The sequence below is a fragment of the Caballeronia sp. LZ035 genome, assembly GCF_031451175.1.
Classification (GTDB): Bacteria; Pseudomonadota; Gammaproteobacteria; order Burkholderiales; family Burkholderiaceae; genus Caballeronia.
Genome location: NZ_JARUXS010000002.1, coordinates 1400840 through 1425938, shown reverse-complemented (window position 1 = coordinate 1425938; position 25099 = coordinate 1400840). Strand labels below are relative to the sequence as shown.

At 61.8% G+C, this 25099-nt stretch carries 24 protein-coding genes; 15 read left to right on the top strand and 9 right to left on the bottom strand.

Going from position 1 to position 25099, the window contains the following annotated elements; translation table 11 throughout:
- Nucleotides 1-147: 147 nt before the first annotated feature.
- The gene (locus QCE88_RS22135) at nt 148-1509 is read right to left on the bottom strand and encodes an MmgE/PrpD family protein (protein WP_309906122.1); all 1362 of its coding nucleotides are present in this window, start codon (nt 1507-1509) and stop codon (nt 148-150) included.
- 201 nt (nt 1510-1710) lie between these two features.
- Here QCE88_RS22135 and QCE88_RS22130 point away from each other — a divergent pair, with 201 nt between their 5' ends.
- The 8 genes from QCE88_RS22130 to QCE88_RS22095 all read left to right on the top strand — a co-directional run bounded on the left by QCE88_RS22130 (nt 1711) and on the right by QCE88_RS22095 (nt 9752).
- Entirely contained in the window at nt 1711-2487 is a 777-nt protein-coding gene (locus tag QCE88_RS22130) for a GntR family transcriptional regulator (protein WP_309906567.1), read from the top strand.
- An 89-nt stretch (nt 2488-2576) separates the two neighbouring features.
- Nucleotides 2577-3842, top strand: a complete 1266-nt coding sequence (locus QCE88_RS22125) for a 3-isopropylmalate dehydratase large subunit (protein ID WP_309906120.1) — start codon at nt 2577-2579, stop codon at nt 3840-3842.
- Nucleotides 3839-4351 (top strand): 3-isopropylmalate dehydratase, encoded by a 513-nt coding sequence (locus QCE88_RS22120; RefSeq protein WP_309906118.1) that lies wholly within the window; start codon nt 3839-3841, stop codon nt 4349-4351. The genes QCE88_RS22125 and QCE88_RS22120 overlap by 4 nt, the downstream gene beginning before the upstream one ends.
- A 1-nt stretch (nt 4352) precedes the next feature.
- A complete protein-coding gene (locus QCE88_RS22115; RefSeq protein ID WP_409018182.1) occupies nt 4353-5759 on the top strand; it encodes an FAD-dependent oxidoreductase in 1407 nt (468 codons plus the stop codon).
- Between the two features lie 4 nt (nt 5760-5763).
- Entirely contained in the window at nt 5764-6636 is an 873-nt protein-coding gene (locus tag QCE88_RS22110) for an oxaloacetate decarboxylase (RefSeq protein WP_309906116.1), read from the top strand.
- Between the two features lie 184 nt (nt 6637-6820).
- Nucleotides 6821-7981 carry a porin gene (locus QCE88_RS22105; RefSeq protein ID WP_309906114.1) on the top strand — a complete coding sequence of 387 codons (1161 nt, stop codon included), beginning with the start codon at nt 6821-6823 and terminating at the stop codon, nt 7979-7981.
- Between the two features lie 73 nt (nt 7982-8054).
- The gene (locus QCE88_RS22100; RefSeq protein ID WP_309906113.1) at nt 8055-8804 is read left to right on the top strand and encodes an electron transfer flavoprotein subunit beta/FixA family protein; all 750 of its coding nucleotides are present in this window, start codon (nt 8055-8057) and stop codon (nt 8802-8804) included.
- Nucleotides 8805-8819: 15 nt separating this feature from the next.
- A complete protein-coding gene (locus tag QCE88_RS22095) occupies nt 8820-9752 on the top strand; it encodes an FAD-binding protein (protein WP_309906111.1) in 933 nt (310 codons plus the stop codon).
- A gap of 43 nt (nt 9753-9795) precedes the next feature.
- On the opposite strand, the gene QCE88_RS22090 is transcribed toward QCE88_RS22095, so the two are convergent.
- Entirely contained in the window at nt 9796-10707 is a 912-nt protein-coding gene (locus QCE88_RS22090) for a LysR family transcriptional regulator (protein WP_309906109.1), read from the bottom strand.
- Nucleotides 10708-10837: 130 nt separating this feature from the next.
- Between QCE88_RS22090 and QCE88_RS22085 the strand changes: the two genes are divergently transcribed.
- Genes QCE88_RS22085 through QCE88_RS22070 form a run of 4 tightly spaced genes read left to right on the top strand, consistent with a single transcriptional unit; the run spans nt 10838 to nt 15791 of the window.
- Nucleotides 10838-12025 (top strand): acyl-CoA dehydrogenase, encoded by a 1188-nt coding sequence (locus QCE88_RS22085; RefSeq protein WP_309906108.1) that lies wholly within the window; start codon nt 10838-10840, stop codon nt 12023-12025.
- Nucleotides 12026-12035: 10 nt separating this feature from the next.
- Nucleotides 12036-13274, top strand: a complete 1239-nt coding sequence (locus QCE88_RS22080; RefSeq protein WP_309906107.1) for a CaiB/BaiF CoA-transferase family protein — start codon at nt 12036-12038, stop codon at nt 13272-13274.
- 17 nt (nt 13275-13291) lie between these two features.
- Nucleotides 13292-14935 (top strand): electron transfer flavoprotein-ubiquinone oxidoreductase, encoded by a 1644-nt coding sequence (locus QCE88_RS22075; protein WP_309906106.1) that lies wholly within the window; start codon nt 13292-13294, stop codon nt 14933-14935.
- 7 nt (nt 14936-14942) lie between these two features.
- Complete coding sequence (locus QCE88_RS22070) at nt 14943-15791, top strand: 3-hydroxybutyryl-CoA dehydrogenase (protein ID WP_309906105.1); 849 nt, start codon at nt 14943-14945, stop codon at nt 15789-15791.
- 103 nt (nt 15792-15894) lie between these two features.
- On the opposite strand, the gene aroQ is transcribed toward QCE88_RS22070, so the two are convergent.
- Genes aroQ through QCE88_RS22055 form a run of 3 tightly spaced genes read right to left on the bottom strand, consistent with a single transcriptional unit; the run spans nt 15895 to nt 18816 of the window.
- Entirely contained in the window at nt 15895-16329 is a 435-nt protein-coding gene (aroQ, locus tag QCE88_RS22065; protein ID WP_309906104.1) for a type II 3-dehydroquinate dehydratase, read from the bottom strand.
- Nucleotides 16330-16355: 26 nt separating this feature from the next.
- Entirely contained in the window at nt 16356-17408 is a 1053-nt protein-coding gene (locus tag QCE88_RS22060) for a Gfo/Idh/MocA family oxidoreductase (protein WP_309906562.1), read from the bottom strand.
- 25 nt (nt 17409-17433) lie between these two features.
- On the bottom strand, nt 17434-18816 hold the full coding sequence (locus QCE88_RS22055) for an MFS transporter (protein ID WP_309906103.1): 1383 nt from the start codon (nt 18814-18816) through the stop codon (nt 17434-17436).
- Nucleotides 18817-18904: 88 nt separating this feature from the next.
- On the opposite strand from QCE88_RS22055, the gene QCE88_RS22050 reads away from it, so the two are divergent.
- Entirely contained in the window at nt 18905-19858 is a 954-nt protein-coding gene (locus tag QCE88_RS22050; RefSeq protein WP_309906101.1) for a LysR substrate-binding domain-containing protein, read from the top strand.
- 122 nt (nt 19859-19980) lie between these two features.
- On the opposite strand, the gene QCE88_RS22045 is transcribed toward QCE88_RS22050, so the two are convergent.
- The 4 genes from QCE88_RS22045 to QCE88_RS22030 form a co-directional block, all read right to left on the bottom strand.
- Nucleotides 19981-20892 (bottom strand): alpha/beta fold hydrolase, encoded by a 912-nt coding sequence (locus tag QCE88_RS22045; protein ID WP_309906099.1) that lies wholly within the window; start codon nt 20890-20892, stop codon nt 19981-19983.
- A 1-nt stretch (nt 20893) separates the two neighbouring features.
- Nucleotides 20894-21424, bottom strand: coding sequence for a GNAT family N-acetyltransferase (locus QCE88_RS22040; protein ID WP_309906560.1), 531 nt, complete (start codon nt 21422-21424; stop codon nt 20894-20896).
- Nucleotides 21425-21502: 78 nt separating this feature from the next.
- Nucleotides 21503-21961 carry a YbhB/YbcL family Raf kinase inhibitor-like protein gene (locus QCE88_RS22035; protein WP_309906097.1) on the bottom strand — a complete coding sequence of 153 codons (459 nt, stop codon included), beginning with the start codon at nt 21959-21961 and terminating at the stop codon, nt 21503-21505.
- A gap of 222 nt (nt 21962-22183) precedes the next feature.
- Nucleotides 22184-23125 carry a LysR family transcriptional regulator gene (locus QCE88_RS22030; RefSeq protein WP_309906096.1) on the bottom strand — a complete coding sequence of 314 codons (942 nt, stop codon included), beginning with the start codon at nt 23123-23125 and terminating at the stop codon, nt 22184-22186.
- 129 nt (nt 23126-23254) lie between these two features.
- On the opposite strand from QCE88_RS22030, the gene QCE88_RS22025 reads away from it, so the two are divergent.
- Complete coding sequence (locus QCE88_RS22025; protein WP_309906093.1) at nt 23255-24172, top strand: amidohydrolase family protein; 918 nt, start codon at nt 23255-23257, stop codon at nt 24170-24172.
- A gap of 41 nt (nt 24173-24213) precedes the next feature.
- Complete coding sequence (locus QCE88_RS22020) at nt 24214-25095, top strand: CoA ester lyase (protein ID WP_309906091.1); 882 nt, start codon at nt 24214-24216, stop codon at nt 25093-25095.
- Nucleotides 25096-25099: the final 4 nt, after the last annotated feature.

The following is a 25099-nucleotide window of genomic DNA, read 5'->3' as shown; positions in this document are numbered from 1 at the left end:
GGCGGACAGAGCGCACGAGGAATACGTTACGGGCATGATGCGAGTGCTTTATTATCCTGTCAATAGAACATTTGACGGTGCGAACCTGCGCAATGTTCTATCGAACGTTGGAGCAATGCCGTGCAGTGCCAGACTCGTCATGGTGGGTTATTGAGGGGCCGGGCGGCGCAGCAGTTCCAGCCAGTTGCGGATGCTTGCCGTATCGCCTGCTTTCGCATCACCCAGCGTCAGCGTGCTGTTGAGCAGCGCATCGGCATGTGCACGCGGCCAGACGCGCTCGCACAGGTCGAGGAACTTGCCGGAGAGTTCCTGCGTCGTGTAGGGCGATATGTCGTCGCCGCGATTGAAGCTGACTTCGGCCTCGTGCCTCCGACCGTTCCTGTCGACCACGCCAACCCGCGCGGGACGTTCGTGCGGCAACCGGGCCGTCATGGCAGGATCGTGAATGACCGACACCCTGGACGCGAGCGCGAGCACGTCCGGGTTGCGTATCGCGTCATACGTGAAACTGGGCAGACCGCTGCTGCCATTGACGATGCGCGTGGCCACCGCGAAGGGCACCGAGAACTTCGCACCCAGCGTGTTGCGCGGCGCAGGATCGGTGAGTTCGGCCGCGTACTTGTAGGTGGTCACGTCGATCGACGCAATATCGGCTGCTGCGGGAAGATCGCCGCGCTCTGCAAGAAGATCGAGTGCATCCAGCGTGGCGTGGTTATAGCGGCAGCACGAATGCAGCTTGAAGTAGTTCTGCATGAGATGCCATTCTTCGCCGAGTCCGCGAAGCAGCGTGGCCTGATCGTAACGCTCGGAAACGATCTCGCCGAACAGTGAGGCGGGACCATCCGCCTCGCCCTGGAAGCCGCACAGCACGAGTTGTGCAGCCAGCAGTCCGTTGCTGTTGGAAAGGCCTGCATACACATTGCGAACCAGACCGCCTTGCAACATGGTTTTCTTCGACGTGGCGATGGTCATGGACGATGCCACGTTGACGCTCTCGCGCATGCCGCCGGCATCCGCACCGAACACGCGCGCACTGCCCGCTGCCGCGCCGAGCGTGCCCCATGTCCCGTGTACATGCATGGCGTCGCGCAACTGCGCGGAAGCGCCGAAGCGCGAGCCAATTTCATAGCCGACCGCGAGCGCTGCGAGAAAGCGATGCGCGTCCGCGCCTTGAGTCTCGCTCAGTGCGAGCACGGCCGGAAGCACGTGAATGGACGGATGACCCCGCGAGAAACGGTTTCCCTCATCCATTTCGAGGAAGGTCCCGGCCGTGCCGTTGATCAGCGCGGCTTCCATCGGACTGGCCTGTGCACCGAGGCCGATCAAGGTCGCCCCATTGCCGTGAGACGTGCGTTGCGCCATCGCGCGCAGTTCAGGTTCCGCCGAGCCGCCGACGATGGCGCCCAGCGTGTCAACCAATACCCATCCCAGCTGCTCGCGTACCTTTTGAGGAAGGCTCGCGTAGTGAAGCTCGGCACCGAACGTGCCGAGTCGATCGAGATACTCCATGTGTCTCCTCCTGTTCAAAGACGATCTGCGTTGTCCCTGCTTGACAGTCTAGCAAAGCTGTCCTATCGTTGGAACAATAAACTATTTCGCAAGCGTTCGCAGTCTCACATGCGACTGCCGCGTTCGCGGACTTACCGGGAATTCCAAGTGAAACGCAACACGCAGGCACGTACGTCGCCCGGCGCGGCGGCAAAACCGGCCATGGGTTCCCTGCCTCTTCCGAAATACCATCAGATCTACCTGGTCCTTCGGCAGAAGCTGGATGAAGGCCTGTACAACGATGGCGTTCCGCCTGAGAAGGATCTGGCACAACAGTTCAGCGTAGGCCGTGTCACCGTGCGCCGTGCGCTGGAGCAATTGGTCAACGAGAACCTGATCGTTCGTGAAGCCGGCCGTGGTACGTGGCCGGCGCCGCGTGCCGAGCAAGAGACGGCCGCGCAGGGCGACAACGTCAACTTGAGATTGGGCGGCCTGCTGAACAACATCGTCCAGGCCAGCCGGAAAACCTCGATCAAGGTGCTGGAGTGGAGCGTGATCCGGGCGTCGCCTGCGCTGGCTCAAGCGCTGCAGATCGCGGAAGGCGAACAGGTGCGAAAGATCGTGCGCGCGCGCAGCAGCAGTGCCGGTCCGGTGTCCTTCATCACGACCTATCTGCCTGTCGAGCGTGCCGCGGGCTTCACACGTGCCGATGTCGCGCGCAAGCCGGTTCTTCAACTGCTGGAAGAGTCCGGCGTGGAATGGGGGCGGGTGCGCCAGACGATCTCGGCGAGTCAGGCGGATGCAACGGTTGCCGCGGAACTGGACGTCGCCATTGGCGCGGCGCTGTTATCGGTCCGGCGGCTGGTGTACGACAGTCATGATCGACCCGTGCAGTTGCTGCACGGTTTGTACCGGCCGGATCGTTACGAATATCAAATGGAATTGACCCAGTTTGGCGATATCGACGCGCGCGTTTCGGAGGGCGAGATCTCGCCGTGAAGCAGTCGATCCAGTCGATGTCAAGCTAGCTCAGCCTCAACCAAGGCGCCGGAGAGAAGCGCCACCGATCAGAGACGTTTTCGATTCATATGACTCTTCCTGCTAACTTGGCCCAGAAGCTGATTGCCCGGGCCAGCGGCCGTTCACATGTCACGCCGGGAGAAATCGTCAATTGCAAGGTTGATCTTGCGATGTTCCACGATTCTTCCGGACCGCGTCGCCTGAAACCCATGCTGGAAGAATTGGGCGCGCAAGTATGGGACAAGTCGAAGATCGTCCTTGTCCTCGATCATTATGTGCCTGCGCAGGATGACGATTCGCGTCGCATCGTGCGCATCGCACGCGAATGGGCGACCGAGCAACAACTGCCCAACGTCTACGACAGCGAAGGCATCTGCCATGTGGTCCTTCCGCAGAAGGGGCACATCCGGCCTTCCATGTTCTGCGTCGGCGGCGATTCGCATTCGCCTACCGGCGGTGCGTTCGGCGCGTATATGTTTGGCGTCGGCAGTACCGAAATGCTCGGGGTCGTCGTCACCGGAGAGATATGGGTGCGCGTCCCGGAGACGATTCGCATGCAGTGGGACGGCCGCTTGTCCGACGGCGTGACGGCCAAGGATATGGCCTTGCACATGATCGCCCGGTTCGGCATGAACGGCGGCAAGTATCAAGCTATCGAGTTCTGCGGCGAGGCCGTGCGCGCGCTGTCGATGCAGGAGCGCATGACCCTGTCGAACATGAGTGCGGAGATGGGTTCTCAGGTGGGACTCATCGCAGCGGACGAAACCACGCGCGAGTGGCTGCGCGGTGTCGGTGTGGATGAGATCGAGGTCGATCAGTGGCAAAGCGACGAAGGGGCCGAGGCGACCACGCACCGCTTCAATGCCGCCGAACTGCCGCCTCAGGTGGCGGCGCCTCATAGCCCGGCCAACACCCGTCCAGTCGATGCCTATCAGGATGTGTCCGTGCAGGCGGCCTACATCGGGGCGTGCACCGGCGCCAAACTCGACGATCTGCGTGCGGCGGCAAAAGTATTGGCCGGTCAGCGCGCGGCGTCCGGCGTACGCCTGATGGTCGCGCCTGCCAGCATGAAGGATCAGCAACAGGCCGAAGCGGAAGGCGTGATGGATGTGCTGCGACAAGCGGGCGCCGAAGTGCTGCCCACGGCTTGTGGTGCGTGCTCCGGCTATGGCGGAAGCATCCCGGACGATGCGAACGTCATCGCGACCACGGCGCGCAATTTCAAGGGGCGCATGGGATCGGCGAGTGCGCAGGTGTATCTGGCTTCTCCCTATACGGTGGCTGCCTCCGCTTTGCGCGGTCGTATCACGGACCCTCGCGAGGTGCTGGCATGAATACCTTGCGCAACGCGCGTGTATGGGCGGTCGGCGCCGATATCGATACGGACCAGCTGGCTCCCGGCGCATACATGAAACTGGGTCTGGAAGGCATTGCGCCTCACTGCCTCGAAGTGGTCCGTCCGGAATTCGCCGCGGAAGTTCGCCCGGGTGACGTCATCGCGGCGGGTGCGAACTTCGGCATCGGTTCATCCCGCGAACAGGCGGCGGGTGCGCTCGTGCGGCTGGGGGTGAGAGCGGTCATCGCGCCATCGTTCAGCGGGCTGTACTTTCGCAATGCCTTCAACCTCGGACTGCTGCTCGTCACCTGTGCGGACGCCGAGCTTCTGCGTGATGGTGAATCCGTGAGTCTGAGCCTCGAAGGAACGAGTCCCGTGGTGCAGCGCGCAGACGGCCACACGCTGGAATGCGAGCCCATTCCGCCATTTCTGCTCGACATGGTGGCTGCCGGCGGTTTGCTCAATCAATTGCGAGGCCGGTTCGGCAAAGCGCACAAGGAACTCTGAGATGACATTCGATTTCGCTGAACATCCTGCACGTATTGTCCGTGCTTCCGGGATGCAGGAAGACACGCCTTTCGTTCCTGCGGTTATCGTCGGGTCGGGCGCATGCGGCCTGACTTCGGCCATTCGACTGCGCGAGGCAGGTATCGATTGTCTCTTGCTCGAACGCGATGCCGTGCCTTCGGGCTCGACCGCGCTGTCCTCTGGCTTCATCCCGGCGGCCGAGACACGCCTTCAGCGCGAACTGGGCATTGAGGATTCCCAAGGCCTTTTCGCAGAGGACGTGACGGAGAAGACCCACGGACAAGCGGCCGCTCATCTGGTCCAGGCCTATACGCGCGGCGTAACCGGCGCGATCGATGCTATCGAGCGGCTCGGCGTCAAGCTTGAGATTCTCGACGGCTTTCTCTATCCGGGCCACCGCGCGCGGCGTATGCATACGACGCCTGAGCGCACGGGCGCGGCGTTGATGGCGTGTCTGGAGCGGACCGCCACTGCCGCTGGGGCGGACGTGCTGGTGGAATCGGTCGTGCGCGAGCTTTGGCTCGACGAGAACGATCGCGTGCTGGGTGTCGGCTATGCCTCGCCAGACGGCACGATGGCCTACGTCGCTTGCGACGTCCTGATTCTGGCATGCAACGGTTTCGGCGGTAACGTCGCCATGGTGCGTGAGCTGCTTCCGGCCATGAGCGATGCCACGTTCGGCGGTCATACCGGCAATGATGGCTCGGCGATCGCATGGGGAACAGCGCTCGATGCGCGCATGGCGGACCTGGGTGGCTATCAGGGGCATGGCTCGTGGATCACGCCTCAGGGCGCCCTGATGACCTGGGCCGTGATGATGGAAGGCGGTGTGCAGATCAATGCACGCGGCGAGCGTTTTCATAACGAGAACAATGGCTATTCCGAGGCCGCGACAGGTGTGCTCGCTCAGCCGGGAGCGATCGCCTGGAATGTATTCGATGAACCAGTGCTGGCACTCGCTCGCACTTTCCCTGATTACGTCGAGGCCGAGAAAGCGGGAGCGCTACGCATGGCCGAGGATGTTCCCGCGCTGGCGGCGCTGATCGGTTGCGACGTGGAAGCGCTGCAGAACACGCTCGATGGCATGGCCAACGGCACTACCGATTCATTCGGCCGCACATTCAAGCGCTCGCTTCAAGCCCCTTACTATGCCGTGAAAGTAACGGGCGCGCTGTTCCATACACAGGGCGGCCTCGATATCGATGCGAACTGTCGCGTGCTTCGTGGCGATGGCTCGCCGTTCCCGAACTTGTTGGCGGCCGGCGGTGCCGCACGCGGCGTATCGGGCAATGAAGTATGGGGCTATTTGTCGGGCAACGGTCTGCTCAGCGCGGTGGGTGGCGGCTGGGTAGCGGGTGCGACGGCTGCGGCACACATCCAGGGATAAGCAGATGACAAACAAGAACTTGAAGGACCAACTGCGCGGAGATCACGCGGTGCTCGCGCCCGGCATCTATGACGCGTTCACTGCGTTGATTGCCGAGCAGGCGGGGTTTGGCGCGCTGTATCTGTCAGGCGCATCGATTGCCTATACGCGACTGGGACGCTCGGACGTGGGCCTGACGACCGCTACGGAAGTGGCCGACACGCTGGCGCGCATCACCGAGCGCGTCGACACGCCTGTCATCGTGGATGGGGATACGGGCTTCGGCAACGCGCTCAATACGCAGCGCACCGTACGCGCCTTCGAGCGCGCCGGCGCCGCGATGATTCAGCTGGAAGATCAGACCTTCCCGAAGCGCTGCGGTCATCTGAACGGCAAGGGCGTGATTCCGGCGGCCGAGATGTGCGGCAAGCTGCATGCGGCGCTCGACGCTCGCCATTCGGAGCAGACCCTGATCCTCGCCCGCACGGACGCACTGGCCGTCGAAGGCTTCGATCACGCGCTGGAACGGGCCGAGGCCTACCTCGATTGTGGTGTCGATGCGCTCTTCATTGAAGCGCTGCGCACGCCCGAGCAGATGAAGGCGGCATGCGACCGTTTTGCGCACCGCATTCCGCTGCTCGCGAATATGGTGGAGGGCGGAAAGACGCCCGTGAAGAGCGCCGACGAACTGAGCTCGATCGGCTTCCGGATCGTGATCTTCCCGGGCGGCACGGCGCGCGCGGCAGCATTCATGCTTCGCGATTACTACGGCAGCCTGCATCAACAGCGCACTACGTTGCCCTGGCAAAACCGCATGCTCGATTTCGACTCGCTCAATGAAATGATCGGCACCCCGGAGCTATTGGCGATGGGCCAGAAGTACGAGGGCGCGGCCTGACTCAACAAGGGCCTCGTGTTTCTGCCGGCCGGGATTGAAACCTGTGCCGGTGAAGGTCGAAAGAAACACTTCCGAAGTGTAAATCCATTTGATCTCGACTCATGCATTCCTCATGCATGGGTTCTTATGGAATTTGACTTGTAGTAATACTAATTCAATAAAAAGAAGGAAACGGAGACTCACGATGAAGAAGTTAGCTTTGATCGTTCTGGGTGTTATGCCCTTGCTTGCCCATGCCCAGTCTTCGGTGACGCTGTACGGTATTCTCGATGAAGGCCTGCATTATCAGAATAACGTGAGTGGGGGAAAGAAGGTGTCGATGGACTCGCTGTCGGGTCCGTACGGCAGTCGTTGGGGTATCACGGGCGCGGAAGATCTGGGCGGCGGTCTTCAGGCTATCTTCACCGTTGAATCGGGCATCAACATCCCCAACGGGCAGTCGGCGCAGGGTGGAACCATGTTCGGTCGCCAGGTGTTCGTTGGCGTCAAGAGTGCGCAATACGGTAGCGTGACCGTGGGCCGTCAGTACGACATGGTCTTCTACTTCCCCGAGTTCATATCCGGCTATGCGCTGATGGGTGGCCCGACGTCGGTGCATCCGGGCGATCTGGACAACGCAGCAAACTCCGTCCGCTGGAACAACACGATCCGTTACATGAGCCCGTCGTTTCACGGTTTCACGTTCGGCGGTTTGTACAGCCTCGGCGGTGTGGCCGGCGATTTCACGTCGCAGAGCGGCTATTCGCTGGGCGCGGGCTATACCACGGGTGGCCTCAAGCTTGCAGCAGCCTACGAGTTCTTCAAGACCCCGACGGCCACGGCTGGCAGAGGCCTCTTCACCGATAACCAGAGTGGCGCGTCGAGTCTGAGTGGTTCGCTCAACTCGGGCTATCAGGTTGCCCAGTCATACCAGGTGGCGATGTTCGCCGCCAGCTATGCGCTCACTGACAAGTGGACGGTGGCAGGCTCGTACTCGAACACCGAATATGGAAATCTTGGCGCGAGTTTTCTCAAGAGCGAAGCGAAATTTCATAACTTCGATCTTGCCATCTCGTACAAGTTCACCCCGTTCCTTTCGTCGGGGCTGGACTACAACTACCTGAAGGCCACGGCCGTTGGAAAGGCAGGTAATAGCGACGCGGGCAACCAGCACTACAACCAGTTCTCGTGGGCGACGAACTACGTGCTGTCGAAGCGTACCGAGCTTTACGGAGCGATTGGTTACCAGCTCGCCTCCGGGTCGAATTCGCTTGGACGAAGTGCTGTCGCCAATATCAGCAATCTGGGTGATTCCTCCACCGACAAGCAAGTGCTCGTCCGACTCGCCATTCGTCACCGCTTCTAAAAGTCGAAGGTCAACGACCTCACCCACTGGCCGCGCAGAACGCGGCCTTTACCCATCAAACGAACTTGCCGAAATGAGAGTCCTTGTTGCAGTAAAACGGGTTGTCGATCCGAATGTCAAAGTCGGCGTGAAGTCGGACGGATCCGGTGTCGATACCGGGAACGTGAAGATGTCGATGAATCCATTCGATGAGATCGCCGTCGAGGAAGCCGTGCGCCTGAAAGAGGCGGGCGTGGCGACGGAAGTCGTCGCCGTGTCGTGCGGTGTCGCGCAAGTACAGGAAACCTTGCGCACCGCGCTGGCAATAGGCGCGGATCGTGCCATTCATGTTGCATCGGACGCGGAGCTTCAGCCGCTGGCCGTCGCAAAGCTGCTCAAGGCGCTCGTGGACAAGGAGCAGCCCGCGTTGATCGTCCTGGGCAAGCAGGCGATCGACGACGATGCGAATCAGACGGGCCAGATGCTGGCCGCATTGGCGCATCTGCCGCAAGCCACCTTTGCCTCGAAGCTCGTGATCGCAAATGGGAAGGCCACGGTTTCTCGCGAAGTCGATGGCGGAACCGAAACGCTGTCGCTGTCTCTGCCCGCCGTGGTGACGACGGATCTGCGTCTGAACGAGCCGCGCTATGTGACGCTGCCGAACATCATGAAGGCGAAGAAGAAGCCGCTGGAAACCCTGAAGCCGGAAGATCTCGGCGTGGACGTGACGCCGCGCATGAGGACGCTGAAGGTCGCGGAGCCGCCGAGGCGTCCTGCCGGCATCAAGGTGCCGGACGTCGCGGCGCTGGTCGAGAAGCTCAGGAACGAAGCGAAAGTACTATAAAGACGGGAACGTAAGATGACGAATCTGGTTATTGCCGAACACGACAATCAGTCAATCAAGCCCGCGACGCTGAACACGGTCGCTGCAGCACTGAAGATTGGCGGCGACGTGCATGTGCTCGTCGCGGGCCATCACGTGCAGGCCGCCGCCGATGCAGCGGCGAAGATTGCCGGCGTCACGAAGGTGCTGCTCGCCGACGCGCCGCAACTCGAACAAGGTCTCGCCGAGAACGTCGAGGCCACGGTCCTGACCATCGCGAAGCACTACTCGCACATCCTGGCGCCCGCGACGGCAGCGGGCAAGAACGTCGCGCCGCGCATTGCCGCGAAGCTCGACGTTGCGCAGATCAGCGACATCACGTCGGTCGAATCGCCGGACACGTTCCAGCGCCCGATCTACGCGGGCAATGCAATCGCCACGGTTCAGTCCGCCGACCCGGTCAAGGTCATCACCGTTCGCACGACCGCGTTCGACGCCGTTGCGGCCGTGGGTGGCAACGCCGCCATCGAACCACTTGATGCAGCAGCGGACAGCGGGCTCTTGCAATTCGTGAGCCGCGAGGTCACGAAGCTGGACCGTCCGGAACTCACGAGCGCGAAGATCATCGTCTCGGGTGGCCGTGGCCTCGGCAGCGGCGAGAACTACACGAAGGTTCTCGAACCGCTCGCCGACACGCTCAACGCCGCGCTAGGGGCCTCGCGCGCGGCAGTGGATGCGGGCTTCGCGCCGAACGATTATCAGGTTGGCCAGACCGGCAAGATCGTCGCACCGCAGCTCTACGTCGCAGTGGGCATCTCGGGCGCCATTCAGCACCTTGCAGGCATGAAGGATTCAAAGGTGATCGTGGTGATCAACAAGGACGCGGAAGCGCCGATCTTCAGCGTGGCCGACTACGGCCTCGTGGACGACCTGTTCACGGCCGTCCCTCAACTCGTCGGCGCGGTCTGAGCGGGCATGACGTCCGCAAGCGTCGCGGCGACGCTCGCGGACGTCAGTTCAACCCGGCCGATTCACGATATTGGCCTGCCTGATTTTCCAGCCAGTCGCGGAACACGGTCAGTGCCGCGTTTTCTGACTTGCGCTCCGGGTACAGAAAGTAATACGTGCGGTCGCTCAGCTGCTCGTACTTGACCACCGGCACCAGCACGCCGCGCCGCAGTTCATCTTCGATGAGCAGGCGCGGAATGAGCGCAATGCCCACGCCATACACGGCGGCTTCCGCAAGCATCGAGAACAGCTCGAGCTTGGGTCCCGACATCGCCCCTTCCACTTGAAGCCCGCGTGACGCGAACCAGTCGCGCCATGCGTACGGGCGCGTGCTCTGCTGCAGAAGCGGATAGCGCTTCCAGTCCGCGGGCCCGAGCTTCGTGCGCGGCGCGATGAGCGAAGGATTGCATACGGCGATCAAGGTCTCGCTCATCAGGAAGCGTCCCTCTGTTCCCGGCCAGACGGCGACACCTGCGTGAATCGCCGCGTCGAACCCGGTGTCGCCGAAGAGAAACGGCCGTGTGTTCGCGGTCAGATTGACGGTGATGTCCGGGTGCGCAGCAATGAAGTGCGGCAATCTCGGCAGCAGCCACTTGGTTGCGAATGTTGGCACGACGGCGAGTTCGAGCGTGCCGCCGTGGCCCCCCTTCGCCATGATTTCGAGCGTGTCCTGCTCGACGCCATTGAGGCGCGCAGCGACCTTGCGGCTATACGCGAGCCCCGCTTCGGTCAGCGCTACGCCGCGCCGGTCGCGTCGAAACAGCTTGAGGCCCAGAAAATCTTCCAGCCCGCCGATCTGCCGGCAGACTGCGCCCTGCGTGACAGCCAGCTCGTCTGCTGCCTTGGTGAAGCTTTGATGGCGCGCTGCGGCCTCGAAGGCGGCGAGTGCGGTAGTGGAGGGAATCTTGCGGCGCATGGAAGGACCGTGTACGAGGGGTGTTGATTGACCTGTGCAATTTTCGCACAGGTCAATGCGAACAAATCGTTTGATACAGCAACGTGTCATCGATAAATTACGCACGCGACCCACCTCTTGCGAGTATGAAATGAGTAATCAACACAAGTCGGCCACCTTCCAATGGAGCGATCCGCTGCTCCTCGACCAGCAGTTGACCGATGACGAGCGCATGGTCCGCGAGTCTGCGCAGGTGTATTGCCAGGAGCGTCTGGCGCCGCGCGTGCTCGAAGCGTTCCGCAACGAAAGCACCGACCCGAAGATTTTTCGCGAGATGGGCGAACTGGGACTGCTGGGTGCAACGATCTCCGAAGCCTACGGCGGCGCAGGGCTGAACTATGTTTGCTACGGTCTGGTGGCGCGCGAAGTGGAGCGTGTCGATTCGGGCTATCGCTCGATGATGAGCGTGCAATCATCGCTCGTGATGGTGCCGATCGAGGCGTTCGGCAACGAGGCGACCAGGCAGAAGTATCTGCCGAAGCTCGCGGCCGGCGAATGGATCGGCTGCTTCGGGCTGACCGAGCCGAATCACGGCTCCGATCCCGGCAACATGGCGACGCGCGCGAGAAAGGTGCCGGGCGGCTATCAGCTCTCGGGCAGCAAGATGTGGATCACCAATAGCCCGATTGCAGACGTGTTCGTCGTCTGGGCGAAGGACGACGAAGGCGCGATCCGTGGCTTCGTACTGGAGAAGGGCTGGAAGGGGCTGTCGGCGCCCGCGATTCACGGCAAGGTCGGCCTTCGGGCATCGATCACAGGCGAGATCGTGATGGATGAAGTCTTCTGCCCCGAGGAAAACGCGTTCCCCGACGTGCGCGGCCTGAAAGGACCGTTCACGTGCCTGAATAGCGCGCGTTACGGCATCGCGTGGGGCGCATTGGGCGCGGCCGAGGATTGCTGGCATCGCGCGCGCCAGTACGTGCTGGATCGCCAGCAGTTCGGCAGGCCTTTGGCGGCCAATCAATTGATCCAGAAGAAGCTCGCCGACATGCAGACGGAAATCACGCTCGGTCTGCAAGGCTGTCTGCGCCTGGGTCACATGAAGGACGAAGGCACCGCAGCGGTCGAAATCACCTCGATCATGAAGCGCAATTCGTGCGGCAAGGCGCTCGATATCGCCCGCGTCGCGCGCGACATGCTCGGCGGCAACGGCATCAGCGACGAGTTCGGCGTGGCGCGCCATCTCGTCAATCTCGAAGTCGTCAACACGTACGAAGGCACGCACGACATTCACGCGCTGATTCTCGGGCGCGCGATGACCGGCATCGCCGCTTTCTGACGTGCCGGCCATGAACGATACCTTGCAACACGGCGCGTTGACGGGCTTGCGCGTGCTGGACCTCTCGCGCGTGCTGGCCGGCCCGTGGTCGGGCCAACTGCTTGCGGATCTCGGTGCGGACGTCGTGAAGGTGGAGCGCCCCGGCGCGGGCGACGATACGCGCGCCTGGGGCCCACCCTGGCTGAGCGATGCCGACGGGCAGGCCACCGGAGAGTCTGCCTACTTCCTGAGTGCCAATCGCAACAAGCGCTCGGTCACGATCGATCTCGGCGAACCCGAAGGTCAGCGTCTCGTGAGAGAACTCGCGAGCAAGGCGGACGTCGTGCTCGAGAACTTCAAGGTCGGCGGGCTGGCGCAATACGGGCTTGACTATGCGAGCCTCAAGGAAGCGAATCCGCGGCTCATCTATTGCTCGATCACGGGATTCGGCCAGACCGGTCCCTACGCGCCGCGTGCGGGCTATGACTTCCTGATTCAGGGCATGGGCGGATTGATGAGCCTGACGGGGCGCGCGGACGGCACCGAGGGCGAGGGGCCGCTGAAGGTGGGCGTGGCGCTGACGGACGTCATGACGGGGCTCTATGCGACGGTGGCGGTCCTCGCGGCCCTGGCGCGCCGCGAGCGTTCGGGCGAGGGACAGCATATCGATCTGGCGCTGCTCGACGTGCAGATTGCCTGCCTTGCCAACCAGGCCGCGAACTATCTCGTGGGCGGCGTGGTGCCGCGACGCATGGGCAACGCGCATCCGAGCATCGTGCCCTATCAGGACTTCTCGACGGCCGATGGCTACATGATCATCGCGGTCGGCAACGATGGCCAGTTCGCCAGACTCTGCAAGTCGCTGGGCAGGCCGGAATGGGCGGAAGACGCGCGCTTTGCGACGAACCCTCAACGCGTGAAGCACCGGGACGAATTGATCGCGCTGATTCACGGTGTCACAGTCGGTCGCAAGACCGATGAATGGGTTTCCGTGATGGAAGCCGCAGGTGTGCCGTGCGGCCCGATCAACAGCCTCGACAAAGTGTTCGCCGATCCGCATGTGCAAGCCCGCGAGATGCGCATCGAGATGCCGCATGCGCTGGCGGAACAGGTGTCGCTGGTCGCCAACCCGATCCGGATGTCCGAGTCACCGGTGCAATACCGGCGCGCTCCGCCGACGCTCGGCGAACATACGGCGGACGTGCTGAGCGGCTGGCTCGACATGACTTCGGCGGACATCGACGAACTGCAGCAGAAAAAAATCGTATGACGTGTGCAAGTGAAAACATGAGTCGCGAGTCGATGGAGTACGACGTGGTGATCGTCGGCGGCGGCCCTGCGGGGCTTTCAGCGGCGATCCGGCTCAAGCAACTGGCTGCGGAGAGAGGCGTCGAGATTGGCGTCTGCGTGCTCGAAAAAGGATCGGAGATCGGCGCGCATATCCTCTCGGGTGCGGTGATGGATCCGCGCGCGCTCGACGAGCTGATTCCCGACTGGAAAGAAAAGGGCGCACCGCTGAACGTCGAAGTGACGGAAGACAGGTTCCTGTTCCTCACCGAGAAAGGCGCGGTCAAGACCCCGAACTGGGCGTTGCCGGACAACTTCAAGAATCACGGCAATTATGTGATCAGCCTCGCCAACGTCACGCGCTGGCTGGGCCAGCAAGCGGAGGCGCTCGGCGTCGAAATCTTCCCGGGCTTTCCCGCCGCCGAAGTTCTGTATCACGACAACGGTTCCGTCAAAGGCGTCGCCACGGGCAACATGGGCGTCGGCAAAGACGGCGCGCCGACCGATAACTTTCAGTTGGGCATGGAGCTGCACACGAAGTACACGCTCTTTTGCGAGGGCGCACGCGGACACCTCGGCCGGCAACTGAACGAGAAGTTCGGCCTCGACAAGGACGCCGATCCGCAGGTTTACGGCATCGGCATCAAGGAGTTGTGGGAGATCGATCCCGCGAAGCACCAGCCCGGACTCGTGATTCACACCGCGGGTTGGCCGCTCGACACCGGGACGTACGGCGGCTCGTTCCTCTATCACATCGACAAGCATCAGGTGATGGTGGGCTTCGTCGTCGGACTGGGCTATACGAATCCGTATCTGTCGCCGTTCGAGGAATTTCAGCGCTACAAGACTCACCCGGAAATCCGCCGCTTCCTGGAAGGCGGCAAGCGCGTCTCGTACGGCGCACGCGCGATCACGGCAGGCGGCCTGATGTCACTGCCCCGGCTCGTGTTTCCGGGCGGTGCACTGGTCGGCGACGACGCGGGCTTCCTGAACGCCTCGCGCATCAAGGGCAGTCATGCGGCGATCAAGACTGGCATGCTGGCCGCCGAAGCAGCATTCGATGCCATACAGGAAGGCCGTCAGGGCGACGAGCTTGTGGCCTATCCCGAGTCGTTCAAATCGTCGTGGCTTCATGGCGAACTCCATCGCGCACGCAACTTCAAGCAGTGGATGAGCAAAGGCTTGTATCTCGGCACGCTGATGGTGGGGATCGAGCAGAAGCTGTTGGGCGGCAAGGTACCGTGGACGCTGCATCATCGACACCGGGATCACGAGATGCTCAGACCCGCCTCGCAGTGCAAGCCGATCGAGTATCCGAAGCCCGATGGCACGCTGACCTTCGACCGGCTCTCGTCGGTGTTCATCTCGAACACGAATCACGAGGAGAACCAGCCGGCGCATTTGACGCTCAAGGACGCCAGCGTGCCGGTGAACGTGAACCTGCGTAATTACGCAGGCCCGGAAGCGCGCTTCTGTCCCGCTGCCGTGTACGAGTTCGTGAAGGATGACGGTGGCGGCGACCGCCTTGTCATCAACGCGCAGAACTGCGTGCACTGCAAGACCTGCGACATCAAGGACCCGACGCAGAACATCGTATGGGTCACGCCGGAAGGCGGTGGCGGACCGAATTATCCAAACATGTGACGGCACGATGGAAATGCAAAGAATTGGAATCGTCGGCGCGGGGCAGATGGGCAGCGGCATTGCGCAAGTGTGTGCGCTAGCCGGTCTGGACGTCACGCTGAATGACGTCAGCGAAGCAGCCTTGCAACGTGGCATCGACCGCATGACGGCGAGCCTGGAGCGGATGGTGTCGAAGGACAAGCTTTCTGCGGCCGAGGCGTCGGCGGCATTGATGCGCATCGAACGCTGCGTCGAGCCGGGCGGCCTCGCCGACTGCGACTTCGTGATCGAAGGCGCAACTGAAAACGTGCGGGTCAAGCAGGCCATCCTGAGACAACTCGACGCCGTGTTGCGACCCGGCGCGATCATCGCAACCAACACGTCATCGGTCTCGATTACGAAGCTGGCCGCGACGCTCGACGATCCGGCGCGCTTCATCGGGATGCACTTCTTCAACCCGGTCCCGGTGATGGAACTGGTCGAGGTGATTCGCGGCATTCAGACCAGCGATGCGACCTTCGAGGCGACCGTGGCGCTCGCGAGGCGCATCGGGAAGACAGCCATTGATGTCAGGAATTCGTCGGGGTTCGCCGTCAATCGCATCCTGGTGCCGATGATCAACGAGGCGATCTTCGTGTTGCACGAGGGCGTCGCGAGCGCCGAAGAAATCGATGCGGGCATGAAGCTCGGCGCGAACCATCCGATCGGGCCACTGGCGCTGGCCGACCTCATCGGACTCGATACGGTGCTCGCCATCATGGACGTGCTGTACGGCGAGTTCAACGATTCGAAGTATCGTTCGGCGCCATTGCTGAAGGAAATGGTGGCGGCCGGATACCTGGGAAGGAAAACCGGGCGGGGCTTTTATACTTATTGAAAGCGGCGATCGGGCCTCGGGGTGGGAAGCATGAGCCTTCAACCACAACGAAAGCTTCGTGGTGGTTGAAGGCTCACAACGCGCGTTGGCCCCTGCCTTCAGGTTATTTCACCGCCGAGACGGCTGCGCGCAAGGCGAGCAGATAGCTATCGACACCGAAGCCACAGATTTGGCCCTTCACGATTTCTGCGAAGACCGAGTGATGTCGGAATGCTTCGCGAGCGTGAATGTTCGACATATGGACTTCGACGACAGGAGCCGTCAGGATGGCAAGCGCGTCGCGAATGCCGTAGCTGTAGTGGGTCCACGCGCCGGCATTGATCAGCACCGCGTCTACGCCGTCGGTGAACGCCTTGTGGATCCGCTCACACATCTCGCCTTCGCTGTTCGTCTGGAAACTGTCGACTTCGACGTTCAATTCGCGGCCTAACGCCTTGAGCTTGTCGTCGATTTCAGCGAGCGTAATCGTTCCGTACTGAGCCGGATCGCGTTTGCCGAACATGTTGTGATTGACGCCGTGAAGCATGAGTACGTTCATTTCCATCTCCGTTCAATATGGTGAGTTCAGTCGCGCGGCAATTCGACGACGGTGCCCTGTCTTGCCGCAGTCACAATGGCTTCAGTGATGCGCAAGTTCTTGAGGCCGTCGCGCGCTGAAACGAGGGGCGCAACTTCACGGCGCGCTACCGCGCCGAAGTGCTCCATTTGATGCTTGATGGGGTCATCGCGCACCATGCCGACAACGCCTGCCTCAAATGGCTTCCACCAGGAGCGGTCTTCTTGACGCGCGTAGGTTTTCAGGCGCATCGTCGGAATGGCCAGGCTGCCGTTCGTGCCCGCGACGAGGTAACAGTCTTCGTCGTCGTAGGTGGGGTAAGCCTTGTTTTCCTGCGACGTTTGTTCCCAGCTGCGCGCGCTGGCCGCCGTGTCGGAGAGCATGAACGTACCGAGCGCGCCGCTTTCGAAACGAAGATTGATTGCAACCGTGTCTTCCACCGGGAAATCGCGGGTGCTATGCGACTTGAAGGCTTGCACCGCGACGATGTCTCCGCACAGCATGCGCAGGTTATGCACCTCGTGAATCATGTTCAGCAAAATTGGACCCGAGCCGATCTCACGACGCCAGGGCGCGTCCGCGAAGTAGTGATCCGGCTTGACGAACATTGCGCTGCCGGTCACGGCCACCAGGCGCCCGAGGACGCCAGAGTCGATGACCTGACGCGCCTTCGCCATGATCGGGCTGTGCGCCCGGTGATGACCAATCAAGATCTGCCCATTGGCTTTCTCGCTCGCCCGTACCAGTGCCTCGGCTTCGGCGACGGTCGGCGCAATCGGCTTCTCGAGCAGCATGGGAACACCCGCTTCAAGCGATAACATGGCATGCGCGACGTGAAGCTGATTCGGCGTTCCGATCACCACGCCATCCGGCTTGTCCTTCTCGAAGAGTTCCTCCAGTGATGCGTACAGCGGCACGTTTTCCCTCTCTGCGACGACCTTCGCTGCGGGCGACGGATCGACGATGGCCGACAGCGTAGAGGTGTCGCTCGCAGCGGCGGCGCCGATATGTGCCTGTCCAATGTAGCCCGCACCGGCGACGGCGATTCGTGTCTTGCTCATGCTTCCTCTCCTCAATAGATGGCGCTCAGGCGCGCGATTGCTCAAGAGCCTGCTCGCGCATCTCCTGGTACTCGGGTTCTCCCATCGGGTTCGCGTCCGGCTCACCCAATTGATTCAAGGGAATGCGATAGGTCTCGCGAGCGCTCCACGCTGCGACGGCCGCCACAATCGTGATAGCCAGTGTGATGGCGCCGATGGTCATTGGAATTCCGGTGGCGCCGGGAGGAGCGATCGCGGCGAACAAGGCAGGCAGCAGCGCGGTAATGGCGGTCCCGATGTTCTGGGCGATCGCGACCGCAGTCACTCGCGTGCGCGTCGGGAAGAGTTCCGGATACAAACTCGGGAAGATGGCGTTGTATCCCTGATAAATCACGCCCCACATCAGCAACGACATGCCGACGGCGAGCGGGACGCTCTTGATACTGATGGCGTACAGATAGCCAAAGGAGAGCAGTCCGGAGACAAGCGCGCCCACGATGACGAGGGGCCGGCGTCCGACCTTGTCCGAGAGATTGCCGACTATCGGAATGACCAGCACTGCAACGATGTTGCCCAGGACCGGTATCCAGAGGTAGATGTCCTTGGCGAAGCCGATGCCATAGCCGGGTTGCACCGCATACGCGGCACCGAACACCGTGGTCACGACGGGGATAACGTTCATCAGCGCAATGCCGACCACACGAAGCATGTCGCGCCAGCTATATCTGAACGCATTGACGATAGGGGAGCGCGGTACTTCGTGCCTTGCCCCTTCCTCTTTGAAAGCCGGCGTTTCTTCTACGTTGCGGCGGATGACATAGCCGGCAACAATGACCACGAAGCTCAGCAGGAACGGGATGCGCCAACCCCAGGCGTTGAATGCATCCTCGGGCATGTAATGGGCGAGCGGCAGGAAGACTGCGGCAGCGAGAATCTGGCCGGCCTGCACGCCCTGGAGCGTGAAGCTCGCGTAATAACCGCGACGTCCGAATGGAGCATGTTCCAGAATCATCGACGCTGCGCCCGATATCTCGCCGGCAACCGCGAAGCCCTGGATGAGGCGCATGATGACGAGCAGCGTGGGGGCGAGCACACCGACTTGCTGATACGTCGGCAGCAGGCCCACGGCCATCGTGGAGAAACCCATCAGGAACATGCAGATGATGAGTACCTTCTTGCGCCCATGCGTGTCGCCCAGGTGACCCAGGAAGAATGCGCCAATCGGACGTGCGACGTAACCCACACCATACGTGGCCAGCGAAGCCACGATGGCGACAGTCGCGTTGCCCTTCGGGAAAAAGATTTGAGGGAAGATGAGCGACGCTGCTGTCGCGTAGATGAAGAAGTCGTAGTACTCGAGCGCCGACCCTATCCAGCCGCTCGCAACCGCCCGTCGCGTCTGACGCGTCGGATGCATGCTTCGATCCATGCCTGTCTCCTCTTATAAGAACCGCGTGTGTCGACGCGCGGCTTCGTCGTGAGGCAGAGATTAAAGTCAACCGATGCGATTACAATGCGTGCATCGTTCACTTCAATCATTCCAGATCGTGAATAATGATTGGGACCTCATCGACCTGAAAGTCTTTTGCGCCGTGGCTCGGCGCTCGAGTTTCGTGAGTGCCGCAACCGAACTCGGGATTTCCCCTGCCTATGTCAGCAAGCGTGTTTCGGATCTGGAGAAAGCGCTGGGCGTCACCCTGTTTCACCGAACCACGCGGCGCGTTCGAATCAGCGATTCTGGCGAAGCGACGTATGCGTGGGCGCGCAAGGTGCTGGAGGCGGTAGAGGGGTTGAACGACAGCGTCTCGCGTACCGACAGACGATTAACGGGTCTGCTGCGGATCAGTTCGAGTTTGCGCCTCGGGCGCAATCACCTGTCTCCGGTTCTGGCGGAATTGCACGTGGCGCATCCCGAACTCGAAATATGGCTCGAATTGATGGACCGTCGGGTCGACCTGCTGGCGGAAGATTTCGACATCGATATCCGGATGGGGGATGTGTCTGAACCCCACCTGGTGACCCATCTGGTTGTCGAGAATGCGCGGGTGCTGTGTGCCGCTCCCCAATACATTGCGAAACGAGGCGCACCGAAGTCAGTTGCCGAACTCGCCGGTCACGACTGCCTGCTCTACCGCGAGCGACACCAGACATTCGGCGTCTGGCGGCTTCAAGGTCCTCAGGGACCGGAGTCGGTCAAGGTCACGGGACCCATCGGCTCGAATCACAGCGATATCGTCAGCAACTGGGCCCTCGCGGGGCACGGAATCATTCTGCTCGCCGGCTGGGATGTCGCGCCTGCGCTCAAGTCGGGCAAGCTCGTGCGGGTTCTGCCCGAATACCGGCAGGAAGCCAATGTCTGCGCGGTAACCGCAGCCAAATTGAACACGTCGCCGAAATTGCGCACTTGCATCGATTTCATCATGAAGCGGTTGCGCAAGGGACCTTATGCGCTCGATACGTCCATTCGTTGAACGTCGAGACACCAGGGCGCGTCCGTTGGCCTACGAACGCAGCGAGCGCGCAACGTGGGCGGGTGTCGCGAACGCCTTGACCTTCAGAGCAAGCGAGTCGGCCCGATTCGTTGCGCGTAAGGTCAGCGTCGACACGACCTCGACTGCTGTATGAACGCGGAAATGCCCTCTATCACACCCTCTGCCAGTGGAAGCCTTGGGTTCGAATACGCGGCAAGGTTCTCGCCGATAGCGTCTGTATCGACGGTCTTCAGCACATGATTGGCATTGGCGACGAGCATCAGTTCGGTTCGCAGATTGGCGTCCCTTAGAAGAAACGCGTCCTGCGGGTCAATCTGGATATCGCGCGTGCCCTGCACGATGAGTACCGGCTTCGTAATGTTCGCCAGCAGGGCGGCAGGCTCAACTGTCAATTCGCTCATCAGAAACCGCTGCACCGGAGGCCTGAACAGCGGCATGAGCGCCGGATCAATTTGCTTGGCATCTACGGTCTGTCCCGTCTCCATTGCTTCGAGTATCGACATCGCATTGCCCAGCAGAGCCGCATTTGCGGGGTTCGCTCTCAGTTGTTGCCTCAACACGAGTCCCAGAGGACGCCCTGCCGTGGCAACCAGGATCAGACCGCACATATCAGCGCATTGCTGTGCGGCGGACATTGCGACCAATCCCCCTTCGCTATGTCCGAGCACCCATACGCACGTCGCATCGATCCGCTTTCGGATCGTCGTTACCCACGATTGAATGTCTTTCGCATAGTCAGCGAGGGTGACGTCATCTGCATCCGGTATCGCTGACGCGCTGCCGTACATGCCGCGCTTGTCGATTCGAACCGACGCGATACTTTGATCGAACAGTCCTTCCGCAAGCAACCGGTAGGTCGCCGCTTGAACGCCGAATGGATTGTTGCCGTCCCTGTCTGTCGGACCCGATCCCGGCACGATCAACACCACCGGAACATTGCTTGCAGCAGGCGACAATAGCGTGCCCCTCAGCGGCCCGGCTGGCCCCGGGATATCGATATCTTCATGCAGCATGTCAACGCAACTGCTTGTGGAAAAACGTCGTGCCGCACAAGCCGCCGTCAGGCATCAGCGCGTAGTTCGGAACGCCGCCTACGCATTGCCATCCTGTGCGCAGGTAAAGCCGTTCCGCATCGCCGCCCGTTACGGTATCCAGCACGAGAACAGACTTGCCGGCCCGACGAGCGGAATCATCGAGCGCCTCCATCAATCGCGCGGCGATGCCTCGACGCCTCGCGTCGCGGCGCACCAGCATTTTCGCCACGTCTGCACGGTGCGGCTGGTTTTCCGGCTGCGCGGTGATCAATTGCACCGTACCGACAACCCGGCCACTTGCGTCCTCGGCAACCAGGAGAATCCGTTCGCCGCGCGCGACGCCATGCACGACGTCCGTCCAGAAGCGGACGGCGGTCGCCCTTGAGATCGGCAGCATGAAGCTGACTGAAGCGCCTCCCTCTACGCAGTCGATGAGCACGTCGGCCAAGGCATCGATGTATGACGAAGCTTCCTCGGGATGCAGGACACGGATGCTTATGTTTTCACTCATCGTGCCCACTCCGTCGTTAGAGAGCTTGATTGTCGACAAACATCAAGCCATTGTCGAGTGGCCGTTCATGGCAGCGTCTCACCGGCCATAGCGCCCGATAACCGTAGACCCCGTGAGCGTATGCCCGTTGAGCCGCCCTTGCAGCGCTGCATAGTCCAGCCCTGCCGGCAACTCACCGGGTGCAAGATCCGTCGCGGTGACAGTCAACAGATAGTGATGCGGCGTATCTCCCACAGGCGGGCAAGGCCCGCGATATGCGGCGGCCTTCGTCATGTTCAATCCCACCGACGCCGGCGCTGAAACAAGTGCGCCCGCGTCCAGCTTCGAAGGTTCTGGCGCGAGGTTATAAGCGATCCAGTGCGTCACGCCGATGCCCTTGGGCCCGTTCGGGTCCGTGAGCGTGACGACGACGCTGCGTGTGGCGGGCGGAAGATCATGCCAGGCAACGGGCAGGCTGACGTTCTCACCGCCGCACACGCCGGGACCGGCATAGCGCGCGGCGATCGTGCCGCCATCTTCGAACGCGGGACTGGTCACGCTGAAGCTGGCGGCGTGCGCAGTGCAGGCGAGCGTTGAACTGGCGAGGACAGCCGCAATGTGTGCGGTGAAAAAGCGCGGGAATCGTGAATCAAGAAGAAGCATGGGCATCGTGCAAACAAAGGGAAAAGTGCAAAGAGCCGATGCTAGCGTCTGCACGTACCGCGAGTCATTCCCGCCACCGCGCGACTTAATTGCCGATATTCGCAATACCGCACATGTTCACTCACCCGGCCGCAACGGCCACCTGTCCGCCAGCGCCTTGCAAACATAGTCGCCGAAGCTGAGCGCCGCAGTCCCGTGCTCGGCCCTGCGCGATACCACCAGGCTGTAGTTACGTCGCAGATTCAGACCGTCCAGATGAACCACCGTCCCCTCGGGCGCGCGCCGCCGCTTGGTCACATTGTGCGAGAGCAGGGCGATGCCGAGTCCGGCGTCGAGCATGCCGGTCAGGGTCGTCACGTCGCTGACCGTCGTGGTGCGCGGCGGCTTGAGGCGGCGCGCTTCCATGGCCGTGTTGATCATCTCGAGCATCGGCTGATACTGGTCGATCAACATCAAGGTCTCGCCAACCAGCTTCTCCAGCCCGATACGTCCCGCGCCGAACAACGCATGGGTTTCGGGCACCACCATCACCACTTCATCGCTCGCAATGGGCGAGGCGGTGAAGCGGTCGTCGGCGCGATCGAACGACACCACGGCCATGTCCGCTTCACCCGAGTCCAGCGCATTGAGGATCTCGGGGTAACGCAGGTCCAGCAACTGGACCTCGACGTCGGTATAACGCGCGCAGTAGTCGCGAATGAGCGCAGGCATATAGAGCGCGGCAATCAGCGGCGTGGCGGCAATGCTCACGCGCTGGCGCGCCTGTCCTGCGCGTTGCAGGAACGACTCCACCAGATCGCCCAGCGAAGCCAGCGCCCGCGTTGCTTCGGCGAGTAGTAGCGCACCGTCCGCAGTGGGCTCCACATGACGTGTCGTGCGAATCAGCAGCTTGGTATGCAGCGCGGTTTCGAGTCGCTGGATGCGGCCTGAAACGGAGGGCTGGGAAAGATTCAGTTGAGCAGCAGCGGCGCGAAAACTACCCAGTTCAGCGACGGCGATAAAAGTCTCGAGTTCGGCGAGGTCGATACGTTGCAGCGTGTTTCTCGTTGCGATGGGCATGTTCTGCTCACTGATTGACCACGCTTATCAGTGTATCGGGTTTAACAAATTGTCCATATACATGTAATCGCGAACAATCGACTCATGCCAGATCAACGACCGGTATCCAAGCCGGCGGGAGACAGCTTCATGCACCATTCAGGTTCGCCGGCGACGAAAGACGGCGTGACGCGGATCATCGATACGCATCATCATCTCTGGGACCTCGCCAGGCTCTATTACCCGGTGCTGACGGATCGCGTCGAACCGAAGCCGTACGGCGACTACTCCGCGATCTGCCGGGACTATCTGATCCAGCATTTCCACGAGGACATCGGCGATCTTCCGGTGACGCGTTCCGTGCATCTCGGCGCAACCACCGACCCGATCAAGGAAACCGCGTGGCTGCAGGCCATTGCCGACGACGCAGCGCAATCAAGGGGCTTCCCCCACGCCATCGTTCCCAAGGCCGACTTGCTGAGCCCGACGCTCGATGCGGATATCGACTGGTACCGCACTCACCGCAACCTGCGCGGCATCCGGCAGATCCTGAGCGGCGCCGTCACGGCGAATCATGTGGACATCTCCGCGTTGCCCGCGTGGCGCGCGGCTCTGCGTCGGCTCGAAGCGACCGGCTGGTCATGCGACCTGCAACTTCATCCCGTGCAGCTGGCCGCGCTGAGCGGCGTGATCGCGGCGCATCCCGACACCATGTTCGTCATCGATCACGCCGGGCTCGTGAATTACCACGATGCACGCTTGCTCGAGATCTGGCGCAAGGGCATCCGCCGGCTCGCGGCCTTGCCCAACGTCAACATGAAGCTCTCCGCGTTCATGATCTTCGATCTCGCCTGGAGCGTTGAAAGCATACGGCCTGTCGTGCTGGAGATGATCGACGTCTTTGGTGTGGATCGTTGTGTCTTCGGAAGCAATTTTCCGATCGATCGTCTTGCGTGTTCCTACCGCACGCTGTGGGCGCGCTATCTCGACACCGTGCGCGATTTCAGCACCGATGAACAGGACCGCCTCCTCTATCGCAATGCGGCTCGCATTTATCGGATCGAGTGAGCCCGCCCGTCAACAAGCCTTCGCATCCTTCAGGAACAGCCATGCCAATGTCCGTTGCACCCTTGTTCGTTCCAGGCCACATGCGCCGCCTGCGTGAGAAGGCCGTCGAGCTCGATATCGAAACCGTGCTCATCGATCTCGAAGACGCCGTACCCGGCACGGAAAAAGCCGCGGCACGCGCAGGCGCGGTCGAACTGATCCGGCTGCTTCCGGGACGTTGCCATGTCCGCGTCAATCCGCTGGTGGTGACGAAAAGCTTCGGCTCCGATTGCGGCGCCGAGGATCTCGCCGCTGTCGTCAGCAGCGGCATCGGCGGGCTGATTGCGCCGAAGATCGAGACGGCGGACGCGCTCCGCCACATCGACGAGGCCATCCGCGCGGCGGAACGGGCCGCTTCGGTCGCGCCCGGAAGCATCGAGCTGGGCGTCACGATCGAGACCGCACTGGGCGTGGTCAACCTGGTGGAGATAGCGCGGGCAGGGCTCATGAGGCCCATGCGCCTCTCCTTCGGCATGGGCGACTTCACCACGGACATCGGTATCGAATGGACGCGCGACGAAGCCGAATGCGCGGTGCCGCGCGCCTGGGTGCCGATCGTCTCGCGTGCCGCCGGACTCGGTCGTCCGCGCGACTCGGTGTTCGTCGATGTCGCCGACGAACAAGGTCTGCGGGAAAGCGCGCTGCGAGGCAAGCGTCTCGGTTATGGCGGCAAGTCGGCCATCCATCCGAAGCAGATCGCGGTGATCAAGGCGGTCTACCGGCCCACTGACGGCGAGGTCGTGTGGGCGCGCCGCGTGGTGGAAGCCGCCGCCGAAAAGACCGCGCTCGGCGAAGGCGCGTTTCTGCTCGACGGAAAGATGATCGACGATCCCATCGTGGTCCGGGCGCGCGAAGTGATCGAACAAGCCTCGCGCGAAGCATAAGCGC

Excerpts from the sequence above, each read along its gene's own strand:
- QCE88_RS22110 (WP_309906116.1), top strand. The coding sequence starts at position 5,764 with ATGACAAACAAGAACTTGAAGGACCAACTGCGCGGAGATCACGCGGTG.
- QCE88_RS22100 (WP_309906113.1), top strand. The coding sequence starts at position 8,055 with ATGAGAGTCCTTGTTGCAGTAAAACGGGTTGTCGATCCGAATGTCAAA.
- QCE88_RS22085 (WP_309906108.1), top strand. The coding sequence starts at position 10,838 with ATGAGTAATCAACACAAGTCGGCCACCTTCCAATGGAGCGATCCGCTG.
- QCE88_RS22070 (WP_309906105.1), top strand. The coding sequence starts at position 14,943 with ATGGAAATGCAAAGAATTGGAATCGTCGGCGCGGGGCAGATGGGCAGC.
- QCE88_RS22125 (WP_309906120.1), top strand. The coding sequence starts at position 2,577 with ATGACTCTTCCTGCTAACTTGGCCCAGAAGCTGATTGCCCGGGCCAGC.
- QCE88_RS22040 (WP_309906560.1), bottom strand. The coding sequence starts at position 21,424 with ATGAGTGAAAACATAAGCATCCGTGTCCTGCATCCCGAGGAAGCTTCG.
- QCE88_RS22090 (WP_309906109.1), bottom strand. The coding sequence starts at position 10,707 with ATGCGCCGCAAGATTCCCTCCACTACCGCACTCGCCGCCTTCGAGGCC.
- QCE88_RS22060 (WP_309906562.1), bottom strand. The coding sequence starts at position 17,408 with ATGAGCAAGACACGAATCGCCGTCGCCGGTGCGGGCTACATTGGACAG.
- QCE88_RS22025 (WP_309906093.1), top strand. The coding sequence starts at position 23,255 with ATGCACCATTCAGGTTCGCCGGCGACGAAAGACGGCGTGACGCGGATC.
- QCE88_RS22105 (WP_309906114.1), top strand. The coding sequence starts at position 6,821 with ATGAAGAAGTTAGCTTTGATCGTTCTGGGTGTTATGCCCTTGCTTGCC.
- QCE88_RS22030 (WP_309906096.1), bottom strand. The coding sequence starts at position 23,125 with ATGCCCATCGCAACGAGAAACACGCTGCAACGTATCGACCTCGCCGAA.
- QCE88_RS22055 (WP_309906103.1), bottom strand. The coding sequence starts at position 18,816 with ATGGATCGAAGCATGCATCCGACGCGTCAGACGCGACGGGCGGTTGCG.
- QCE88_RS22080 (WP_309906107.1), top strand. The coding sequence starts at position 12,036 with ATGAACGATACCTTGCAACACGGCGCGTTGACGGGCTTGCGCGTGCTG.
- QCE88_RS22020 (WP_309906091.1), top strand. The coding sequence starts at position 24,214 with ATGCCAATGTCCGTTGCACCCTTGTTCGTTCCAGGCCACATGCGCCGC.
- QCE88_RS22075 (WP_309906106.1), top strand. The coding sequence starts at position 13,292 with ATGAGTCGCGAGTCGATGGAGTACGACGTGGTGATCGTCGGCGGCGGC.
- QCE88_RS22120 (WP_309906118.1), top strand. The coding sequence starts at position 3,839 with ATGAATACCTTGCGCAACGCGCGTGTATGGGCGGTCGGCGCCGATATC.
- QCE88_RS22130 (WP_309906567.1), top strand. The coding sequence starts at position 1,711 with ATGGGTTCCCTGCCTCTTCCGAAATACCATCAGATCTACCTGGTCCTT.
- QCE88_RS22045 (WP_309906099.1), bottom strand. The coding sequence starts at position 20,892 with ATGCTGCATGAAGATATCGATATCCCGGGGCCAGCCGGGCCGCTGAGG.
- QCE88_RS22135 (WP_309906122.1), bottom strand. The coding sequence starts at position 1,509 with ATGGAGTATCTCGATCGACTCGGCACGTTCGGTGCCGAGCTTCACTAC.
- aroQ (WP_309906104.1), bottom strand. The coding sequence starts at position 16,329 with ATGAACGTACTCATGCTTCACGGCGTCAATCACAACATGTTCGGCAAA.
- QCE88_RS22115 (WP_409018182.1), top strand. The coding sequence starts at position 4,353 with ATGACATTCGATTTCGCTGAACATCCTGCACGTATTGTCCGTGCTTCC.
- QCE88_RS22095 (WP_309906111.1), top strand. The coding sequence starts at position 8,820 with ATGACGAATCTGGTTATTGCCGAACACGACAATCAGTCAATCAAGCCC.